This is a genomic window from uncultured Campylobacter sp. (genome assembly GCF_905372745.1).
GTDB lineage: Bacteria > Campylobacterota > Campylobacteria > Campylobacterales > Campylobacteraceae > Campylobacter_A.
In genome coordinates this window covers 71,219-86,122 of record NZ_CAJPQR010000006.1, presented here as the reverse complement: position 1 = coordinate 86,122, position 14,904 = coordinate 71,219, and the positions used below count along the sequence as shown (strand labels likewise).

At 48.5% G+C, this 14,904-nt stretch carries 15 protein-coding genes; 9 read left to right on the top strand and 6 right to left on the bottom strand.

Translation table 11 applies throughout. The annotated features are described in order from the left end of the window. The first annotated feature begins 113 nt into the window (after nucleotides 1-113). Entirely contained in the window at nucleotides 114-1,385 is a 1,272-nt protein-coding gene (locus QZ157_RS03095; RefSeq protein ID WP_295141652.1) for a PQQ-binding-like beta-propeller repeat protein, read from the top strand. A 311-nt stretch (nucleotides 1,386-1,696) separates the two neighbouring features. On the opposite strand, the gene QZ157_RS03090 is transcribed toward QZ157_RS03095, so the two are convergent. The 3 genes from QZ157_RS03090 to nadD form a co-directional block, all read right to left on the bottom strand. Then, entirely contained in the window at nucleotides 1,697-2,524 is an 828-nt protein-coding gene (locus tag QZ157_RS03090) for an alpha/beta hydrolase (RefSeq protein ID WP_295141650.1), read from the bottom strand. 973 nt (nucleotides 2,525-3,497) lie between these two features. After that, nucleotides 3,498-3,824, bottom strand: a complete 327-nt coding sequence (gene rsfS / locus QZ157_RS03085; protein WP_009492759.1) for a ribosome silencing factor — start codon at nucleotides 3,822-3,824, stop codon at nucleotides 3,498-3,500. Further along, nucleotides 3,788-4,360 carry a nicotinate (nicotinamide) nucleotide adenylyltransferase gene (nadD, locus tag QZ157_RS03080; RefSeq protein WP_295141645.1) on the bottom strand — a complete coding sequence of 191 codons (573 nt, stop codon included), beginning with the start codon at nucleotides 4,358-4,360 and terminating at the stop codon, nucleotides 3,788-3,790. Before nadD ends, rsfS begins: the two co-directional genes overlap by 37 nt. Nucleotides 4,361-4,413: 53 nt before the next feature. Between nadD and QZ157_RS03075 the strand changes: the two genes are divergently transcribed. The 7 genes from QZ157_RS03075 (at nucleotide 4,414) to QZ157_RS03045 (ending at nucleotide 10,664) form a co-directional block, all read left to right on the top strand. Continuing rightward, on the top strand, nucleotides 4,414-4,554 hold the full coding sequence (locus QZ157_RS03075; protein WP_295141643.1) for a hypothetical protein: 141 nt from the start codon (nucleotides 4,414-4,416) through the stop codon (nucleotides 4,552-4,554). Nucleotides 4,555-4,674: 120 nt separating this feature from the next. Then, entirely contained in the window at nucleotides 4,675-5,670 is a 996-nt protein-coding gene (gene gap / locus QZ157_RS03070) for a type I glyceraldehyde-3-phosphate dehydrogenase (protein ID WP_295141640.1), read from the top strand. Between the two features lie 16 nt (nucleotides 5,671-5,686). Next, nucleotides 5,687-6,889 carry a phosphoglycerate kinase gene (locus QZ157_RS03065; protein ID WP_295141637.1) on the top strand — a complete coding sequence of 401 codons (1,203 nt, stop codon included), beginning with the start codon at nucleotides 5,687-5,689 and terminating at the stop codon, nucleotides 6,887-6,889. After that, on the top strand, nucleotides 6,886-7,563 hold the full coding sequence (locus QZ157_RS03060) for a triose-phosphate isomerase (protein ID WP_295141633.1): 678 nt from the start codon (nucleotides 6,886-6,888) through the stop codon (nucleotides 7,561-7,563). The genes QZ157_RS03065 and QZ157_RS03060 overlap by 4 nt, the downstream gene beginning before the upstream one ends. Nucleotides 7,564-7,716: 153 nt before the next feature. After that, nucleotides 7,717-8,544 carry an enoyl-ACP reductase FabI gene (gene fabI, locus QZ157_RS03055; protein WP_295141629.1) on the top strand — a complete coding sequence of 276 codons (828 nt, stop codon included), beginning with the start codon at nucleotides 7,717-7,719 and terminating at the stop codon, nucleotides 8,542-8,544. Between the two features lie 488 nt (nucleotides 8,545-9,032). Next, nucleotides 9,033-9,404, top strand: a complete 372-nt coding sequence (locus QZ157_RS03050) for a hypothetical protein (protein WP_295141626.1) — start codon at nucleotides 9,033-9,035, stop codon at nucleotides 9,402-9,404. 717 nt (nucleotides 9,405-10,121) lie between these two features. Beyond that, complete coding sequence (locus tag QZ157_RS03045) at nucleotides 10,122-10,664, top strand: hypothetical protein (protein ID WP_363147668.1); 543 nt, start codon at nucleotides 10,122-10,124, stop codon at nucleotides 10,662-10,664. A 388-nt stretch (nucleotides 10,665-11,052) separates the two neighbouring features. Here QZ157_RS03045 and QZ157_RS03040 read toward each other — a convergent pair whose 3' ends face one another. Genes QZ157_RS03040 through exbB form a run of 3 tightly spaced genes read right to left on the bottom strand, consistent with a single transcriptional unit; the run spans nucleotide 11,053 to nucleotide 12,662 of the window. Beyond that, nucleotides 11,053-11,898: an energy transducer TonB gene (locus QZ157_RS03040; RefSeq protein WP_295141623.1), complete on the bottom strand. Its 846-nt coding sequence runs from the start codon at nucleotides 11,896-11,898 to the stop codon at nucleotides 11,053-11,055. Then, complete coding sequence (exbD, locus tag QZ157_RS03035) at nucleotides 11,864-12,241, bottom strand: TonB system transport protein ExbD (RefSeq protein WP_295141660.1); 378 nt, start codon at nucleotides 12,239-12,241, stop codon at nucleotides 11,864-11,866. The genes QZ157_RS03040 and exbD overlap by 35 nt, the downstream gene beginning before the upstream one ends. Beyond that, a complete protein-coding gene (gene exbB / locus QZ157_RS03030) occupies nucleotides 12,234-12,662 on the bottom strand; it encodes a TonB-system energizer ExbB (protein WP_002952142.1) in 429 nt (142 codons plus the stop codon). Before exbB ends, exbD begins: the two co-directional genes overlap by 8 nt. Nucleotides 12,663-12,878: 216 nt before the next feature. Between exbB and QZ157_RS03025 the strand changes: the two genes are divergently transcribed. Then, nucleotides 12,879-14,876, top strand: a complete 1,998-nt coding sequence (locus QZ157_RS03025; protein ID WP_295141619.1) for a TonB-dependent receptor — start codon at nucleotides 12,879-12,881, stop codon at nucleotides 14,874-14,876. Nucleotides 14,877-14,904: the final 28 nt, after the last annotated feature.

Sequence of the window (14,904 nt, the reverse complement as noted above, 5' to 3'; positions counted from 1 at the left end):
CCCCAAAAAAAAGCGTTTTAAGGTAGCAAATTTAGTCTTAAATTTAAAACGACTAGGTAAAATCCGTAAGCAGCGCGCGGGTAGCCGCGGCAAACAAAATCCAAAGGAGATCAATGCAAAATCAAGAACGCGAAGCCCTCAAAAAAGAGTGGAACGAAAAAGGCGAGAAATACGCCAAGGCCGTAAACGATATGGTGGCCTTTGCCGAGGCGCACGGCTGGGATGCGTATAAAGGCGAGGAGCCCGTAGACGAGCGCGCGCATCTGGGCGAGGCAGTTTTTGCTCTGCTAAAAGAAGCCAACGAGCGGGGCGAAACGGCTAAATTTAGAGCCGATTTTCCGCCATCAAACGTTATCTTTGAGGACGAAGCGGACGACTCTGACGAGAAGGATAAAATAGGAGACAAGCTAGGCAATGTCGATCAAATTTGCCCTCTTGGCGGCGAGAACGTCCTTTTTGTCGTCTCGCAAAGCTATCCTGAAGGCTGGCGTAAGAAGCTATACCTGCTAGAAGGCGAGCGCGTGAGCGAGGTGGCAAAGGGCGTCATCGCCGTGGGCAAGTCCAAGCGAAACGAAATTTACGCCCTGCTTAGGAGAGGCGAGATAGAGCTCGTAAAAGGCTACGACGGCAAGGGCGGCGGCGAGCCTATCGCGAAATTTAGCTGCGAAGCTACGATAAGCTATGAGGATGTCGAGATTTTACCGTTTAATGACGGCAGTAAGGCGCTTTTGGTTTCTTGCGACGGGATATTTTTGGTTTGGGACGGCGGCGCAAAACTCATCCATCCCGTCCGCAAGGAGTATGCTTATATCGATATGGCCAACGCGACCCTCTCAAACGACAACGAGCTAATCGCGCTGGGCGATCAAGACGAAGGGCATTTTGTAACAAACGCGCAAGGCGAAACGCTAGGCGAGATATATCCGCAGAGCTCCTATCCGCACTTTTGCCTCTTTAGCGCGGACGATACGCAGCTCATCACAAACTCCTGCCACTTTTATAGCGGCGTTACGATCGGCGTGGATAGGACAGCTCTAAAGCACGGAGCGCAGATATATCGCGATAGGGATTTTACGCTAGTAGACGACGAGATGCGCGTGTATGCGGGCGTGGCGACGCGAGACCTTTACATCCTGGGCGATGCATACGGCTACATCAGAGCAGTCGGCAAGGATGGACGTAAAATTTGGCGCCACTATCTAGGCGGTACGATAAAGTCTATGGCGATAAGCGAGGACGGGGGCGTGCTATTTGTGGGTACATACGGAGGCAGGCTGCATAAACTGCGTCTCGGCGCGGGCCAAGACAGCCACACGATCGGCAACGGCAACCACAAAGAGGAATTTAGGCTGATCGCTTACGAAGATAAAATTTATCGGTGGTAAATTTCGCGGCGCAAGGTATGACGGCTAAAATTCTGTCGTTTTTAAAATGCCTGTCTCGACAAGTAAAATGCGGAGCTAAGATTTAACAAATTTATCAAAAGCGAAGTATTTTTACCGCGAGACCGCTAAAATTCGGCTCAAATTTACGAGTCGGTAAAAAGCGCGCAAGCAAAAACTACGCAAACGTCAAAAATACAGGCGGCGAAACCAAACATAAAGGTGCAAAACGAGCCTCTAAAACAAAGACGTAGCGCTAAAAAGCAGCGCGGCGACAAAATTTATTGATTTCGTCGCCGCAAATTTATCGGTCGTTACTCGCCGATCGTATCGGCATCAAACGTGCCCCCAAGGATGCTTTTGATAAAAGAAACGGTCGCAAAGCGCGCGGCCGGCAAATTTATGAGCGTGTGCGGAGCATTAGGCAGGAGTAAAACTATCGCGTTTTTCTTGTCGCCGTAGGTTGCGGCGCAGTTTCCGGTGGCGTTTTCGTTGCCTAGATAGCTATTTTTTTGAGAGAAATATTTATCCTGATCGCTTATTAAATTTAAAACCGGCGTATCGTTAAGCGCCGTTTTATGCTCTTTTACAAAGTAATTCTCCTCGCACGACCAAGAGTTTATAATTTTGCCCAAAAAGTCCTTGCCATCGTATCTGGCTACGGCCACCGCGCCTTCGCTGGTGCCGGCTAAAAACAGCTTGCTCGTATCCGCCCACTCTGTGCTTCTTAGCGCATCCAAGGCAATTTTGATTTCGCTAGAGCGTAGCGAATGGACTTTTTCGTAAATCTCCTTATCTGCCGGAGATTTGTATGTTATCCTGTTTTCTAGAGCCATACTATCAAACATAAAGCTTGCTATGCCTTCTTTTGCGAGCCACTCTTGCCATTTGTCAAGGCCTATTTTGTTGTTGATGCCGGACGAGCCGTGCAGGAAAACTACGACCGGCGCTTTGGCCTGCGTCTTTGGGGCGTCTTTAAAAAGTCCGACGTAAATATCGCCGCCCGTGACGTTTTTTGGAAGCGCGATCTGAGCCTGCGCTATGCCCTTTCTGGCTGACTCGCTCGTGTGTGAGTACGCGTCGCCCGCAAACAAATGCGCCGCAAAGAGCGCAATCAATAAAACAAAAGTTTTTCTAAACATAAGCATCCTTTATCTTGACTTTGGTTTATTATATAAAAATTAGATTTAAGGTGGCCTTTTGATTTATAAAATAATCGCTAAAAACGCAGGAAAAACTCGTGGTAGTCGGCTTTTAAATTTCGGCGCTAAAACTGCCTTGACCGTAGCGCGCAAAATCGGTTGCTTTTGCGTATTAAAAAGTTTAAATTTAGCCCATTTTTGCCCGCTCTTTCAAGGCTAGAGCGCCGTAAAACGCGTCAAATTTGATGGCTACGGCTTAAAAATGTTTTCGCAATTTAGACTCGATTTTGGGGTTTAAATTTTACGTGGATAATGCGAAGTATCGCGAGATGGATTTGGGGTTTTGCTTACCTTGCGGTCGCCAACTATAAGCGGAAGTGGCGTAAAAATTTAGCAAAGATAAGGCATGTAGCTTATGAGACCAAATTTTTACTAGCTTCGTTAAAGGCGATCGCGAGACGAGCCACCTTGCTGCTAAAAGGGTCTAATTCGTGCTTTACGTCCCCGCTTGCCATCCGCTTTTTGCCAAATTCTTGGGCTAAATTTAAGGTCGCTCTCCACCTTTTTACCGGCTTGGGGAGTCAAATTTGACTGCAAACTTTCCTTCTTGATCACCGGTCTCAAAGTCAAATTTTGCAAGATAATTTTTGATTTTTTAGTATGGGGAAAATTTAGCGTAAGTTTTTAGTTCGATTTTTGCTTTGTCGGTTAAATTTGCGGACTTTGCACTGTCGGCTATTAGGGTCAAATTTAGCTCAATTTGTTGCGTCCAAAAATAGCTTCCTAAAATCGGTCAAATTTAAATAAAAACAAAGGCCTGCGCGTCGGATTTTGGCTAAAATAATCAAGCGCGCCGCCTTGCGAGATCAAGCAAACTTTATCGGTTATAGCGGTTGCGGCTTGGGTCAAATTTGCCGTCCGCTTCGCGCTTTAGGCAAATTTGACGCTATCCGCGCGGCAAGCTAAATTTGGCTTAGGCTTTCGCCTCTTTTAGCTTGCTTAAAAACTCTTCGATGTTGTATTTGGCGCGGTACTGCGCGCTCATGAGGTGGATAAGGATGTCGCCTAGATCGATCACGACCCAGTCGCCGGAGCTTTCGATGCCTAAAAACTGCTCGCCCTCGTCTTTTAAACCCTCTTTTAGGTCGTCCGTTAGCGAGTAGGCGTGGCGTTCGCCCATCGTGGTGGCGATGATGACGCATTTTGCGATGTATTCGCGCCCGCTCATGTCGATAGCCTCGATGGCTTCGGCCTTTTTGGCGTCTAGGATTTTGATGATTCGTTCGATTCTTTCTTGCATGTTTTTCCTTGGTAAAATTTCGCCGCATCGTCGGCTATGCGCGGTATCATCAGGCTTTTGTCCAAATTTTGCCTGATTTGCGATGACGAAACGGGCTCGTTTATGTTTAAAATTTTAAAATTTTCAGGCACGGCTACGTTACCGCGGCTAGCTACGACGAAGGTCGCGAGCCTAAAGAGCTCGTCTATCTCGTGCCATTTGTCTAGGCTGGCTAGGTGATCGGCGCCGATAATGAGATAAAGCTCGCTCACAGCGTAAATTTGTCGTATATGCCGCACGCTTTCTATCGTCGGTACGGGGCGATTTTGCGCGATCTCGTAGTCGCTCACGCACACTCTATCTAGCGCGCCCCAAGCCTCGTTCGCCCACTTTAGCCGAAGCAGCGGCGGAGCGGAAAACTCGCTCTTAAACGGGCTGATAAAGGTCGGCATAATGATGAGCTTGTTCGCGTCTAGCTGCTCTAGCGCGGCCTTAACGGCGGCGTCGTGCCCGAGATGAGGCGGGTCGAAACTACCGCCGAAAAGCGCGATTTTCATGAATTTGCCTTTAAAATTTCGGTGCAGTTTAGCGAATTTGAAGTGAAAATTGGTTGAAAATCAAAAAATTCGCCGATAAAGCGCAAATTAAATGGAGATTTTGTAAAATTTGGGGATTTTTGGGCTTTGACGGGCTTGCTTTTGGCGTCCGTGCAGGGCTAAATTTGCAAAAGGCGGGCTTTAGGGCGGCTTAAATTTACGCGCTTAGCGACGAGCAAAGGCGGATAAATTTAGCGCTCAAAAAGCTAAAAGCATGAAAATAACCTTTCTGGGCGCTTGAAAGCGACCGGAAAATCTAGCACAAGGAGCTAAACATGGTAAAAATCGCGATCAACGGTTTTGGACGTATCGGCAGGTGCGCTGCTCGTATTATTTTAGAGCGAGACGACGTTGAGCTTGTCGCTATTAACGACACGGCGACGCGCGACATGACGCGCTATCTGCTCAAATACGACAGCGTGCACGGCGAATTTAAGCAAGACGTTAAGGTGATAAGCGACGATTTTATAGAAGTAAACGGCAAAAAGATAAGAGTTTTTTCAACAAGAGATCTAAACGAGCTGGGCTTCGCAGACTACGGCGCAGACGTGGTTTTGGAGTGTACGGGCAAGTTTTTGACTACTGAAAAGTGCGAGCCCTATCTAGATCGCGACATCAAAAAAGTCGTCATGAGCGCCCCTGCGAAGGACGATACTCCTACTTTCGTAATTGGCGTCAACGACGATAAATATGATAATGAAAAGATTATTTCAAACGCAAGCTGCACCACAAACGGCCTAGCGCCCGTCGCAAAGGTGCTAAACGATAAATTCGGCATCGTAAAAGGGCTGATGACCACGATCCACGCTTATACGAACGGCCAGAGCTTGGTTGATGTGAAGGCCAAAGACTTCCGCCGTTCGCGCGCTGCAGCCCTAAATATCGGGCCGACGACCACCGGAGCCGCAAAAGCGATCGCAAAAGTACTTCCGGAGCTAAACGGCAAGATGCACGGACAAAGCGTGCGCGTGCCGGTCGCTAACGTCTCTATGGTCGATCTAACGGCGGTTTTAAAAAGACCGGCTAGCAAAGAGGAGATAAACGAGGCGTTTAGGGCGGCTGCGGAGTCGAATTTAAAGGGGATTTTATTCGTCGATGACGACTATAGAGTGAGCAGCGACTTTTGCACGAGCGCATACAGCAGTATCGTGGCGAGCGACACTACGCAGGTTATTGCGGGCGATATGGTGAAGGTCTTTGCGTGGTACGACAACGAGTGGGGCTACTCGACAAGGCTTGTGGATCTAGCTAAGATCGTGGCTACGAAGTAAATTTAAAGGGTAAAAAATGAGTGAAATTTTATCGATCAACGATCTTGAGCTAAGCGGCGCGAAGGTATTTGTCAGGTGCGATTTTAACGTGCCGATGGACGAGTTTTTAAACATCACCGACGACCGCCGTATCCGCTCGGCGATCCCTACTATCCGCTACTGCCTGGATAACGGCTGCAGCGTGGTTTTGGCCAGTCACCTAGGACGTCCCAAAAACGGCTTTGAGGAGAAATTTTCGCTGCGAGGCGTGGCAAAAAGGCTTTCAAGGCTGCTTGATAGAGACGTGATTTTTGCCGAGGACGTCATCGGCGCGGACGCGAAAGCTAAAGCCGCCGCGCTAAAACCTGGCGAAATTTTACTTCTTGAAAATTTGCGCTTTGAAAAGGGCGAAACCAAAAACGACGAGGCTTTGGCAAAAGAGCTTTCTGGATTCGGAGAATTTTATATCAACGACGCATTCGGCGTTTGTCACAGAGCTCACAGCTCGGTCGAGGCGATCACTAAATTTTACGACGAGAAGCATAAGGCGGCGGGATTTTTGCTACAAAAAGAGATAAATTTCGCTCAAAATCTCATCAAACACCCTGCGCGCCCGTTCGTCGCGGTTGTTGGCGGCAGTAAGGTTAGCGGCAAGCTGCAAGCCCTGCACAACCTGCTTCCGCGCGTGGATAAGCTGATAATCGGCGGCGGCATGGCGTTTACGTTTTTAAAATCGCTCGGCGAAAATATCGGAAACTCGCTGCTTGAAGAAGATCTCATCGACGACGCGCGCGAAATTTTACGCAAGGGCAGGGAGCTTGGCGTTAAAATTTACCTACCCGTAGACGTCGTCGCGGCTCAGACGTTTTCGGCCGAAAGCGCCGTGAAATTCGTCCCCGCTCAAGAGATCCCAAGCGGCTGGATGGGGCTAGATATCGGGCCGGCGTCCATTAGGCTATTTAAAGAGGTTATCGCCGACGCGCAAACCATCTGGTGGAACGGGCCGATGGGCGTTTTTGAGATGGATAAATTTAGCAAAGGCAGCATCAAAATGAGCCACGCCATCATCGACACGCACGCGACCACGGTCGTTGGCGGCGGCGATACGGCCGACGTCGTAGAGCGCGCTGGAGATGCTGACGAGATGACCTTTATCTCGACTGGCGGCGGCGCGAGTCTGGAGCTCATCGAGGGCAAGGAGCTGCCGGGTATAAAGCCGCTTAGAAAGGCTGCGGAGTGAGGTTTTTAGCAAATTTAAAGTGCAATCACACCAGAGCTAGCTTTGCTAAATACTCTGAAATTTTAGACGCAAATTTAAGCTTAAACGACGACGTGACGGTTTTTCCTCCGTTTAGCGCGCTTGATGGCGCGGCTCATAAATTTAAACTCGGCGCGCAAAATTTCTACCCGTGCGAAAGCGGCGCTCACACAGGCGAGATCGGCAAGGCGATGCTGGACGAGTTTGGCGTAAAAAGCGTGCTGATCGGGCACTCCGAACGGCGCGAGCTAGGCGAGAGCGAGGAGCTTTTGCGAGCCAAATTCGACTTCGCCATAAAGGCGGGCTGGCAGATCGTCTACTGCATCGGCGAAAATTTGAGCGTGAACGAAGCCGGCGGCACGAAGGAGTTTTTGGCTAAGCAGCTAAAAAATATCGACCTTAGCTACGAGCGGCTGCTGATCGCCTACGAGCCAATTTGGGCGATAGGCACGGGCAAGAGCGCGAGCGCGGAGCAGATCGAGGAGATATTAAATTTCATCCGCGAGCAAACGAGTGCGCCGCTGCTTTACGGAGGCAGCGTAAATGTTGCAAATATCGGCGGGATTGCGGGGATTAAGAATTGCGATGGGGTGTTGGTAGGGACGGCGAGCTGGGACGCCTCAAAGTTTTTGGAGCTTATACGCGTTGTCTCGTGAGCGTCTTTTAATGAGTTGGAAATTTTAAGTCTGCGACAGGCTATGTGCCTAGTCTTGACTTAAAATTTCTACACAACATTAAAATCCATCTCACGATACTATCGCATTTAAATCAAATCGCTTAAAAGCCAAGCAAATTTTAAAGGAGAAATAATGATTTTAAAAGGCAAAAAAGGCCTCATCGTCGGCGTCGCTAACGCCAAATCTATCGCTTACGGCATCGCTGAAGCTTGTCACGAGCAGGGTGCGCAGATGGCGTTTACCTACCTAAACGACGCGCTGAAAAAACGCGTAGAGCCGATCGCAGAAGAGTTTGGTAGCAAATTCGTATACGAACTTGACGTAAACAACCCTGCCCACTTGGACGGTCTTGCGGATCGTATCAAAGCAGACCTTGGCGAGATAGATTTCGTCGTGCATGCGGTAGCTTATGCGCCAAAAGAAGCGTTAGAGGGCGAGTTCGTAAACACGACCAAGGAAGCCTTTGATATCGCGATGGGCACGAGCGTGTATTCGCTGCTAAGCCTCACGCGTGCGGTGCTGCCGGTGCTAAAAGAGGGCGGCTCCGTGCTCACGCTAACCTACCTCGGAGGGCCGAAATTCGTGCCTCACTACAACGTTATGGGCGTCGCAAAAGCGGCTCTTGAAAGCTCCGTGCGCTATCTCGCTCACGATCTTGGCGCGCGCGGCATCCGCGTAAACGCTATCAGCGCGGGCCCTATCAAGACGCTTGCCGCAAGCGGTATCGGTGACTTTAGGATGATTTTACGCTACAACGAGATCAATGCGCCTCTCAAGCGCAACGTCACGACGCAAGACGTCGGCAAAAGCGCGATGTACCTGCTTAGTGACCTTGCTAGCGGCGTAACCGGCGAGGTACACTACGTCGACTGCGGCTACAACATCATGGGCATGGGCGACGTGGCGACCGATGCCGATGGTAAGACGATCCTTGCGTGGGATGCGAGCAAGGCCGAGTAAGCGGCGCAAAGGGCGATCGTGCGCGACGGCTAGGCTAGGTATAGCGGATTTTGTTTATAGCGGCGCATTTTGCCTTGCGATGCGGTAAAAGCCGTAGCCGGGCGACGCGGCGTGCGGACTTTGGACTAGTATCGCGCGCCTGATAAATAAATTTGTAAAGAAACAGCAAAACGCCGCTATAGACCCGCCTTTTTGCGGGAGCTGCTTTTAACCGAGTCCTCGCAATCTATCAGAGATGATATTTTGAGCTTTTGGGCGATTACCGCGACGATTTTAGCGCGCCGTAAATAAAAATAAGCGCTGCGCGACCTAGTTTTGGCGGACGCCATACGTCTACTAAAAGTTTAAATTTGACGGCAAAAGGCTAAAACGCCGCCGAATTCATAATCCGAATTTAAATCGCGCGGTTTTTAAATTTATTCGCCGCGCCGTATGACATCACGCGTAAATTTAAGCGACCTCAGGCGCTTTGCATTAAAGGAATTAAAATGCATTTAGAAAAACGACATAAATCAAGCGATTACGAGCTGGTGAATTTATTTGCCGAGTTGGAGCCGGTTTTGGCGCAAAACGGTAAAATTTGGAGCGACGTTAGAGCCGTAGGCAGCGCGGACGGCTTTATTGATCTAGCGAAATTTAAGCAGCTAGCCGAAGCGACTGATTACGATAACGACTGGGGACTGTATGAGGTGCCGCTTGATCTGCGCGTGGAGCTAGACGATATGGTGCTCGTGCGACGCGAATACGACGGCAAAGAGTGGTGGGAGGCGGTCAAATTTCGCCTCGTAAATCTAAACCGCGAGCTAGACGTTAAGCGCTTAAAAGACGCTTACGGGACGGATTTAAAGGACTTGGCGTAGTCGTTTGGGTGCGTAAATTTCGGCTACTCCGTAGTTTGGCGGAGTTGGGGATTTTTGCTGCGTCGGCTATAAATATCAATCTGCAATCCTTTAAAATTTCGGGTCAAATTTTATAGTACGGCAAAATTTAAGCCCGAATTTCGTTTTAGAGGAAATTTTTATGTTCGTAGCGAAAGTCGCGCTTAAAATTTCAAGCGACGACGGCAAACTAAATTTTCGCCCGACTATACGGAGCCTGCCTTTTGCGCAGCTAATTTGGCAAATATTTGCCTAAAAACGCAAAAATTTAATCCTTCAAAACACGTAAAATTTTACAAATCAGGGCGTAAATTAATTTTCCGTCCCATAGGCGCTTCCGTCGCCTGCACTACGATGTACGGGCGCTATAGACGCCTGGCTCATCATCGCCTGGGCTACGGCGGCCTAGCCTAGAGGCGGGATAAGGGGCCGCGATCCGGGGCAGTGGAACGACGAGCAGCTAGAGGCGCACGCCGGACTCGTCAAGGAGTGCGTCAAACAGGGCGCCGCTAGGCTGTCTGGCTCGCGCATGCCGGCAGAAAAAGCGAGTGCGATGATCTGATCGCGCCTAGTGCGGTAAAATTTAGCGAGAGCTACAAAACGCCGAAACAAATGAGCGCGGACGACATCGTCTCGGTCAAGCAAAGCTTCGTTCAAGCAGCAATCAGAGCCCAGCGCGCAGGATACGCCGCGACCTAGATCCACGCCGCGCACGGTTATCTTATCAGCGAATTTCTATCGTCTGGGATTAACCTGCGAGACGACGAATACGGTGGGAGTTTTGAAAATCGCGTGAGATTTTTAAAAGAAATTTTAAGCGAGATAAAAGCCGCGGCACAAATCTTCGCCAGCATGCGAATAAGTGCACAAAGCTGCGTAAAAGGCGACTGGAGCCTAGAGGATAGCGTGCGGCTAGCAAGAGAGCTTGAGCTCCCTCGCGCGGCGTTTATCCACGTATGGGCGTGCGGACTTTTTGAGCGCACGGATAGCGCGCCGACGTTTACGCCGCTTTATCAAGCGGACTACGCCAAGGTCGTAAAGCAAGCAGTCGGCATCCCGGTGATCGCGGCCAGACTCATAACAAAGGCGTCCGAGGGCGAGGCGCTACTGCTAGGCGGCGTTTGCGATGCGGTGGCCTACGGCATAGAGCTGCTGCGAAATCCAAATTTCGCGCAAGCCGCTATGAGCGAACTAGGATGCTCCGAGCTAATAGAGAACTCGTATAAAAGGGCGTTTAAATAAAATTTAGCGAGATAGCTCGGTATAAATTTGACCTATCGGCGTTGGCTAAATTCGGCATAAATTTGGCAAATTTTGATTCTTGCTACGACATCAGATTTGATTTGATTACGGCCGATTTTAGCGGCGTTTATTTATAAACAAAACGGCTGATTTTTTGATTTATTGCATCAAATTTGTAAAATCAAAAGATAAAATTTAAGCCGCAAAACGGCTTAAATTTACGTGATATTGTATTTAACGGGGATTTTGATGACATAGTCGCGATCAAGCGTCGGAAAGTCCGGCGCGGCGCGGTTTATGAGCTCGACTGCAGCCTCGTCTAGTGTGAGCTTATTGTCATAAATTAATGGAGTAAATTAATCCGCATCAAATGACTTAAATTTTACAGCTAATTCAGTGTAAAGCCAATAGGAATTGTCATGATATAATCTCTATCTAGCTTTTCAAAATCTGGAGCTGCTCTTTTTATGGTGTCTATTGCAGCCTCGTCTAATGTATCAAAGCCTGAACTTTTTACGATTTTTATGTCGCTAACAGTTCCATCTTTTTTAAACAAAAACCTGATATGAGCTATGCCTTGATGGCGCATTTTTTGAGCTCGCTTTGGATACCTAAGATGCTTTTTAATAGCCTTTTGGTACTTATCCCTATTAAAATTACTACTTGCAGAAGGATCTGAAAAATTAATCTCTCCGACCGTTTCCGCTCCGCTAGGCGGTAAATTTGATTTTACGTTCGAGCTTGGAGCGCTACTTGGCTGCGGCGCCGGCGGCGTAGGAGTAGGCGGTGCGGGAGTCGGAGGCGCTTGCACTACTTGCGGCTCAGGCTCAGGCTTTTTGACCGGCTTTGGCGTAGGTTTAGGCTTTGGCTTCGGTTTTTCCACAGGCTTTTCTATCGGTTTTGGTTTCTCCACTGGTTTTGGCTTTTCTATCGGCTTAGGCGGCTCGACCGGTTTTGGCGGTTCCGGCGGAGTGACGACCGGTTCAGGCGGAGGAGGCGCAGGCGGTGCCGGAGGCGGCGGGGCAGGCGGAGTTGGTGCCGGCGGAAGCGGCGCTGCTGGCGGCGTAAAGGTATTTAGCGCTATCTTGACGCTTTTTTCTTCCGGCATCGGCTTTAGCTCGTCGTAAAATTTGATAAAAGAGCCGATAAGAACGGAGTGTAACAGGATAGAGACGCCAAGCCCCGTAAAGCTGGCGCGTCTATTCAGTTGTTGTCGTGATAGCGAAGTTTTCATGATTTTTTTCTTTTAGTATGTCGATAACCTTGATAAACGAGTCGAATTTGCTCTCTTTATCGCTTTTGAGTTCTATTAATGTTTCGTTTTTTATCTCGTTTAGCTTTTCTTTTAAATTTTCCTCGTCGATTTTCTCTTCGCCTATAAAAAATTCATTATCTTTATTAATTAAAACGGCGATTTTGTCTTTTTCGTCTTGCTTTTTTTCCGCACTCTCGCTGTTTGGCAGGTCGATTTTGATATTGCCCTGAGCGATAAAGGTAGAGATGCTAAGCACGATAGCTAGTAAAACTAGCATAATATCTATGAGCGGGATTACGTTTAATCCCTCTTTTTTAGGCATTCTCACGTGAAGCCTTGTAGCGGTTTACGAGTACGTCCACTTTTCTCATAAACGCGTTGTAGATCATTAGCGTCGGTATCGCGACGATGAGGCCTAGAGCGGTTGCTTTTAGCGCGAGAGACAGGCCGACCATGATGCTTTTAGTATCGATGCCGCCGCTCATACCCATGTCGTAAAAGGTTACCATGATGCCCGCAACCGTACCCAAAAGCCCGATATACGGCGCATTTGAATAAACGATATAAAGTGTTGTTAAATTTCTGGTTACGCTCTCTTCAAAGTCGTCTTGATTCTTGTAGTTTTCAAATTTAACGTTTGCGTAAAAGATTAAGCGCTCTATCGTGAGCCATACTACGACAAAGCTCATAAGTCCTAAAATACCGATGATAACGTAATCGACGTTGTGTTTGAGAAATTCCATTTATTACCTTTTATAAAAATTTGCGCGCAATTATATCAGATTATGGTATTTATTGTCAATAACAAATAAGCAAGTAATATTCTAAAATAAATTTATCTAAAATTTAGTCTTAGAATTGTAATATTCGTTTTCAAAATCTGAGCGGATTAAAGAAAACAAAATTTAAATATTCTTCTAAATCGGCGCAAAATTTAATAAATTTAAAGAGGAGAAAAAATGAATTTTAACAATGTTGCGAAAATTTCTTTCGTAGCGGCTCTAGCCATCGGCGCAAATGCCGCCGAGAACGTAACGCTAAGCGGCGTAGAGGTAAGCAGCACTAGCGGCGGCTACGGCGTAGACGACGTAAAAATAAGCACGAGAAACGCAGGCATACTAAAAGACGTTATGCGCGATATCCCGGGCGTTTACGTGGGCGGTACGAACGGCATGAACCAAAAAATCTACATGAGAGGCGTGAGCGACCGCGGTCTAAACATCACGATCGACGGCGCGAAACAAAACGGAAATACCTTTCACCACAACGCAGACCTACTAATCGACCCTGATCTGATTAAAGCCATCGACGTTGAGGTTGGCTCGCGCTCTGTAGTAAACGGCGCCGGAGCTCTGGGCGGTTCGGTAGCCTTTAGGACGGTGGACGCTAGAGACCTGCTAGATGACGGCGAAATTATCGGCGCTAAAATCAAAACGGGCTACGCCTCAAACAACGATGAATTTTCGCAAGGGCTCACGGTATTTACCGCGCCCGTCGAGGGGCTTGACTTTTTAGCCGCGATAAATCACAAAGGCTACGACTACGGCAAGAGCGGCAACGGTAAGAAAATCGGCGGCGACGGCAACGATCTTAGCTATCTTTTTAAGCTCGGATATAGCTTTTTAGACGCGCACAGGATATCGCTCTCTCACGAACACAACCAATACAAGGGACTTTATCCTTTAAGAGCAGAATTTGGCAGCTGGCATAGCGCCGATGCCGACCGTAAATACGAGCGCGATACGACGACGTTAAAGTACGAATTTACGCCGAGCGAACTGCTAAATCTAGACGTAACGGCGTATCATACGAAGCATCAGAGAGTCGACGGTAGCAAATGGGGCGTAAAAACTAGAGGCCTAAGCGCGAAAGCAAAAACCGCGATAGAGACGGGCGACGTGACGCAGACGCTAAGATACGGCGCGGAGTACTACCACAGCGAGAACTTTAATAAACCGCAAAACAACCGTCCCGAAAAAGTAAACAACTACTCGTTTTACTTAGAGGACGCGATCAAATTTGCAGGACTTACCGTGACTCCTGGCATCAGATACGAGCGCCACGAGCTAAAGACATATAACGGCACGGGCGCAAATATCGGCGGATACAAATACAAATTTGACGAATTTACGCCCGCTCTCGCGCTTGATTACGAGTTTATGAAAGGGCTTGGCGTATTTGCCAGCTACGCTAAAGTGTTTAGAGGACCTGACGTTATGGAGTCTATGCTAGCTAGCGGCGCTAGTAGGGGTACGGTGCTAGGATACAGAGCAAACCCTGATCTAAAGGCCACTACGGGCGATAGCTACGAGATCGGCGGACGCTACAAGGGCGAGTTTAGCGAAACGGGACACGTTAGCTTCGTAGCTAAATACTTTAAAACCAAATACAAAAACCTAATCGTAGATAACAACGCAGCAGGCGGGCGTATAAATCCGGTGCTTTATAGGATCAACGCAGGCGGCGCGGATATCGACGGCGTCGAGCTTTTGGCGAGGTTGAATCTCGATGCGCTAAGCTTAGGCGCTAGCTATACTCATCAAAAAGTAAGATATAAAGACCGCGTGAGAAACGGCAGCGGCGGCTACTATACGTCAAATATCATCGGCTACCGCGACCAAGGCGACAAATACACCTTTAACGCCGAGTATTCGATAAACGCTATCGACACGCTTGTGGGTTATAATCTTATTTATTTTGCCTCGAAAGACACGACGAGTGCCGGCAACGACGCGGCCGTGCATATCCCGAGCTACGCCGTGAGCGACGTCTATCTCACTTATGCGCCAAGCAGCGGTAAATTTAAGGGGCTTGAGATAAACGCCGGCGTTTATAACGTATTTAACAAAGCCTACGTCTCGCAGTCTCAAAGAATAGCCGAATATACGGGCGATGCGAACGCGATCGACTGGGAGCCGGGCAGAAACTTTAAGGTTAACGTCTCTTATAAATTTTAATTTTACTCTAAACTCGCGCTTTTTTGGG

Bases quoted from the DNA above. Each gene is read 5' to 3' on its own strand.
- QZ157_RS03025 (WP_295141619.1), top strand. From the start codon at position 12,879: ATGAATTTTAACAATGTTGCGAAAATTTCTTTCGTAGCGGCTCTAGCC.
- QZ157_RS03050 (WP_295141626.1), top strand. From the start codon at position 9,033: ATGCATTTAGAAAAACGACATAAATCAAGCGATTACGAGCTGGTGAAT.
- QZ157_RS03065 (WP_295141637.1), top strand. From the start codon at position 5,687: ATGAGTGAAATTTTATCGATCAACGATCTTGAGCTAAGCGGCGCGAAG.
- QZ157_RS03040 (WP_295141623.1), bottom strand. From the start codon at position 11,898: ATGAAAACTTCGCTATCACGACAACAACTGAATAGACGCGCCAGCTTT.
- exbD (WP_295141660.1), bottom strand. From the start codon at position 12,241: ATGCCTAAAAAAGAGGGATTAAACGTAATCCCGCTCATAGATATTATG.
- QZ157_RS03090 (WP_295141650.1), bottom strand. From the start codon at position 2,524: ATGTTTAGAAAAACTTTTGTTTTATTGATTGCGCTCTTTGCGGCGCAT.
- QZ157_RS03095 (WP_295141652.1), top strand. From the start codon at position 114: ATGCAAAATCAAGAACGCGAAGCCCTCAAAAAAGAGTGGAACGAAAAA.
- exbB (WP_002952142.1), bottom strand. From the start codon at position 12,662: ATGGAATTTCTCAAACACAACGTCGATTACGTTATCATCGGTATTTTA.
- nadD (WP_295141645.1), bottom strand. From the start codon at position 4,360: ATGAAAATCGCGCTTTTCGGCGGTAGTTTCGACCCGCCTCATCTCGGG.
- fabI (WP_295141629.1), top strand. From the start codon at position 7,717: ATGATTTTAAAAGGCAAAAAAGGCCTCATCGTCGGCGTCGCTAACGCC.
- gap (WP_295141640.1), top strand. From the start codon at position 4,675: ATGGTAAAAATCGCGATCAACGGTTTTGGACGTATCGGCAGGTGCGCT.
- rsfS (WP_009492759.1), bottom strand. From the start codon at position 3,824: ATGCAAGAAAGAATCGAACGAATCATCAAAATCCTAGACGCCAAAAAG.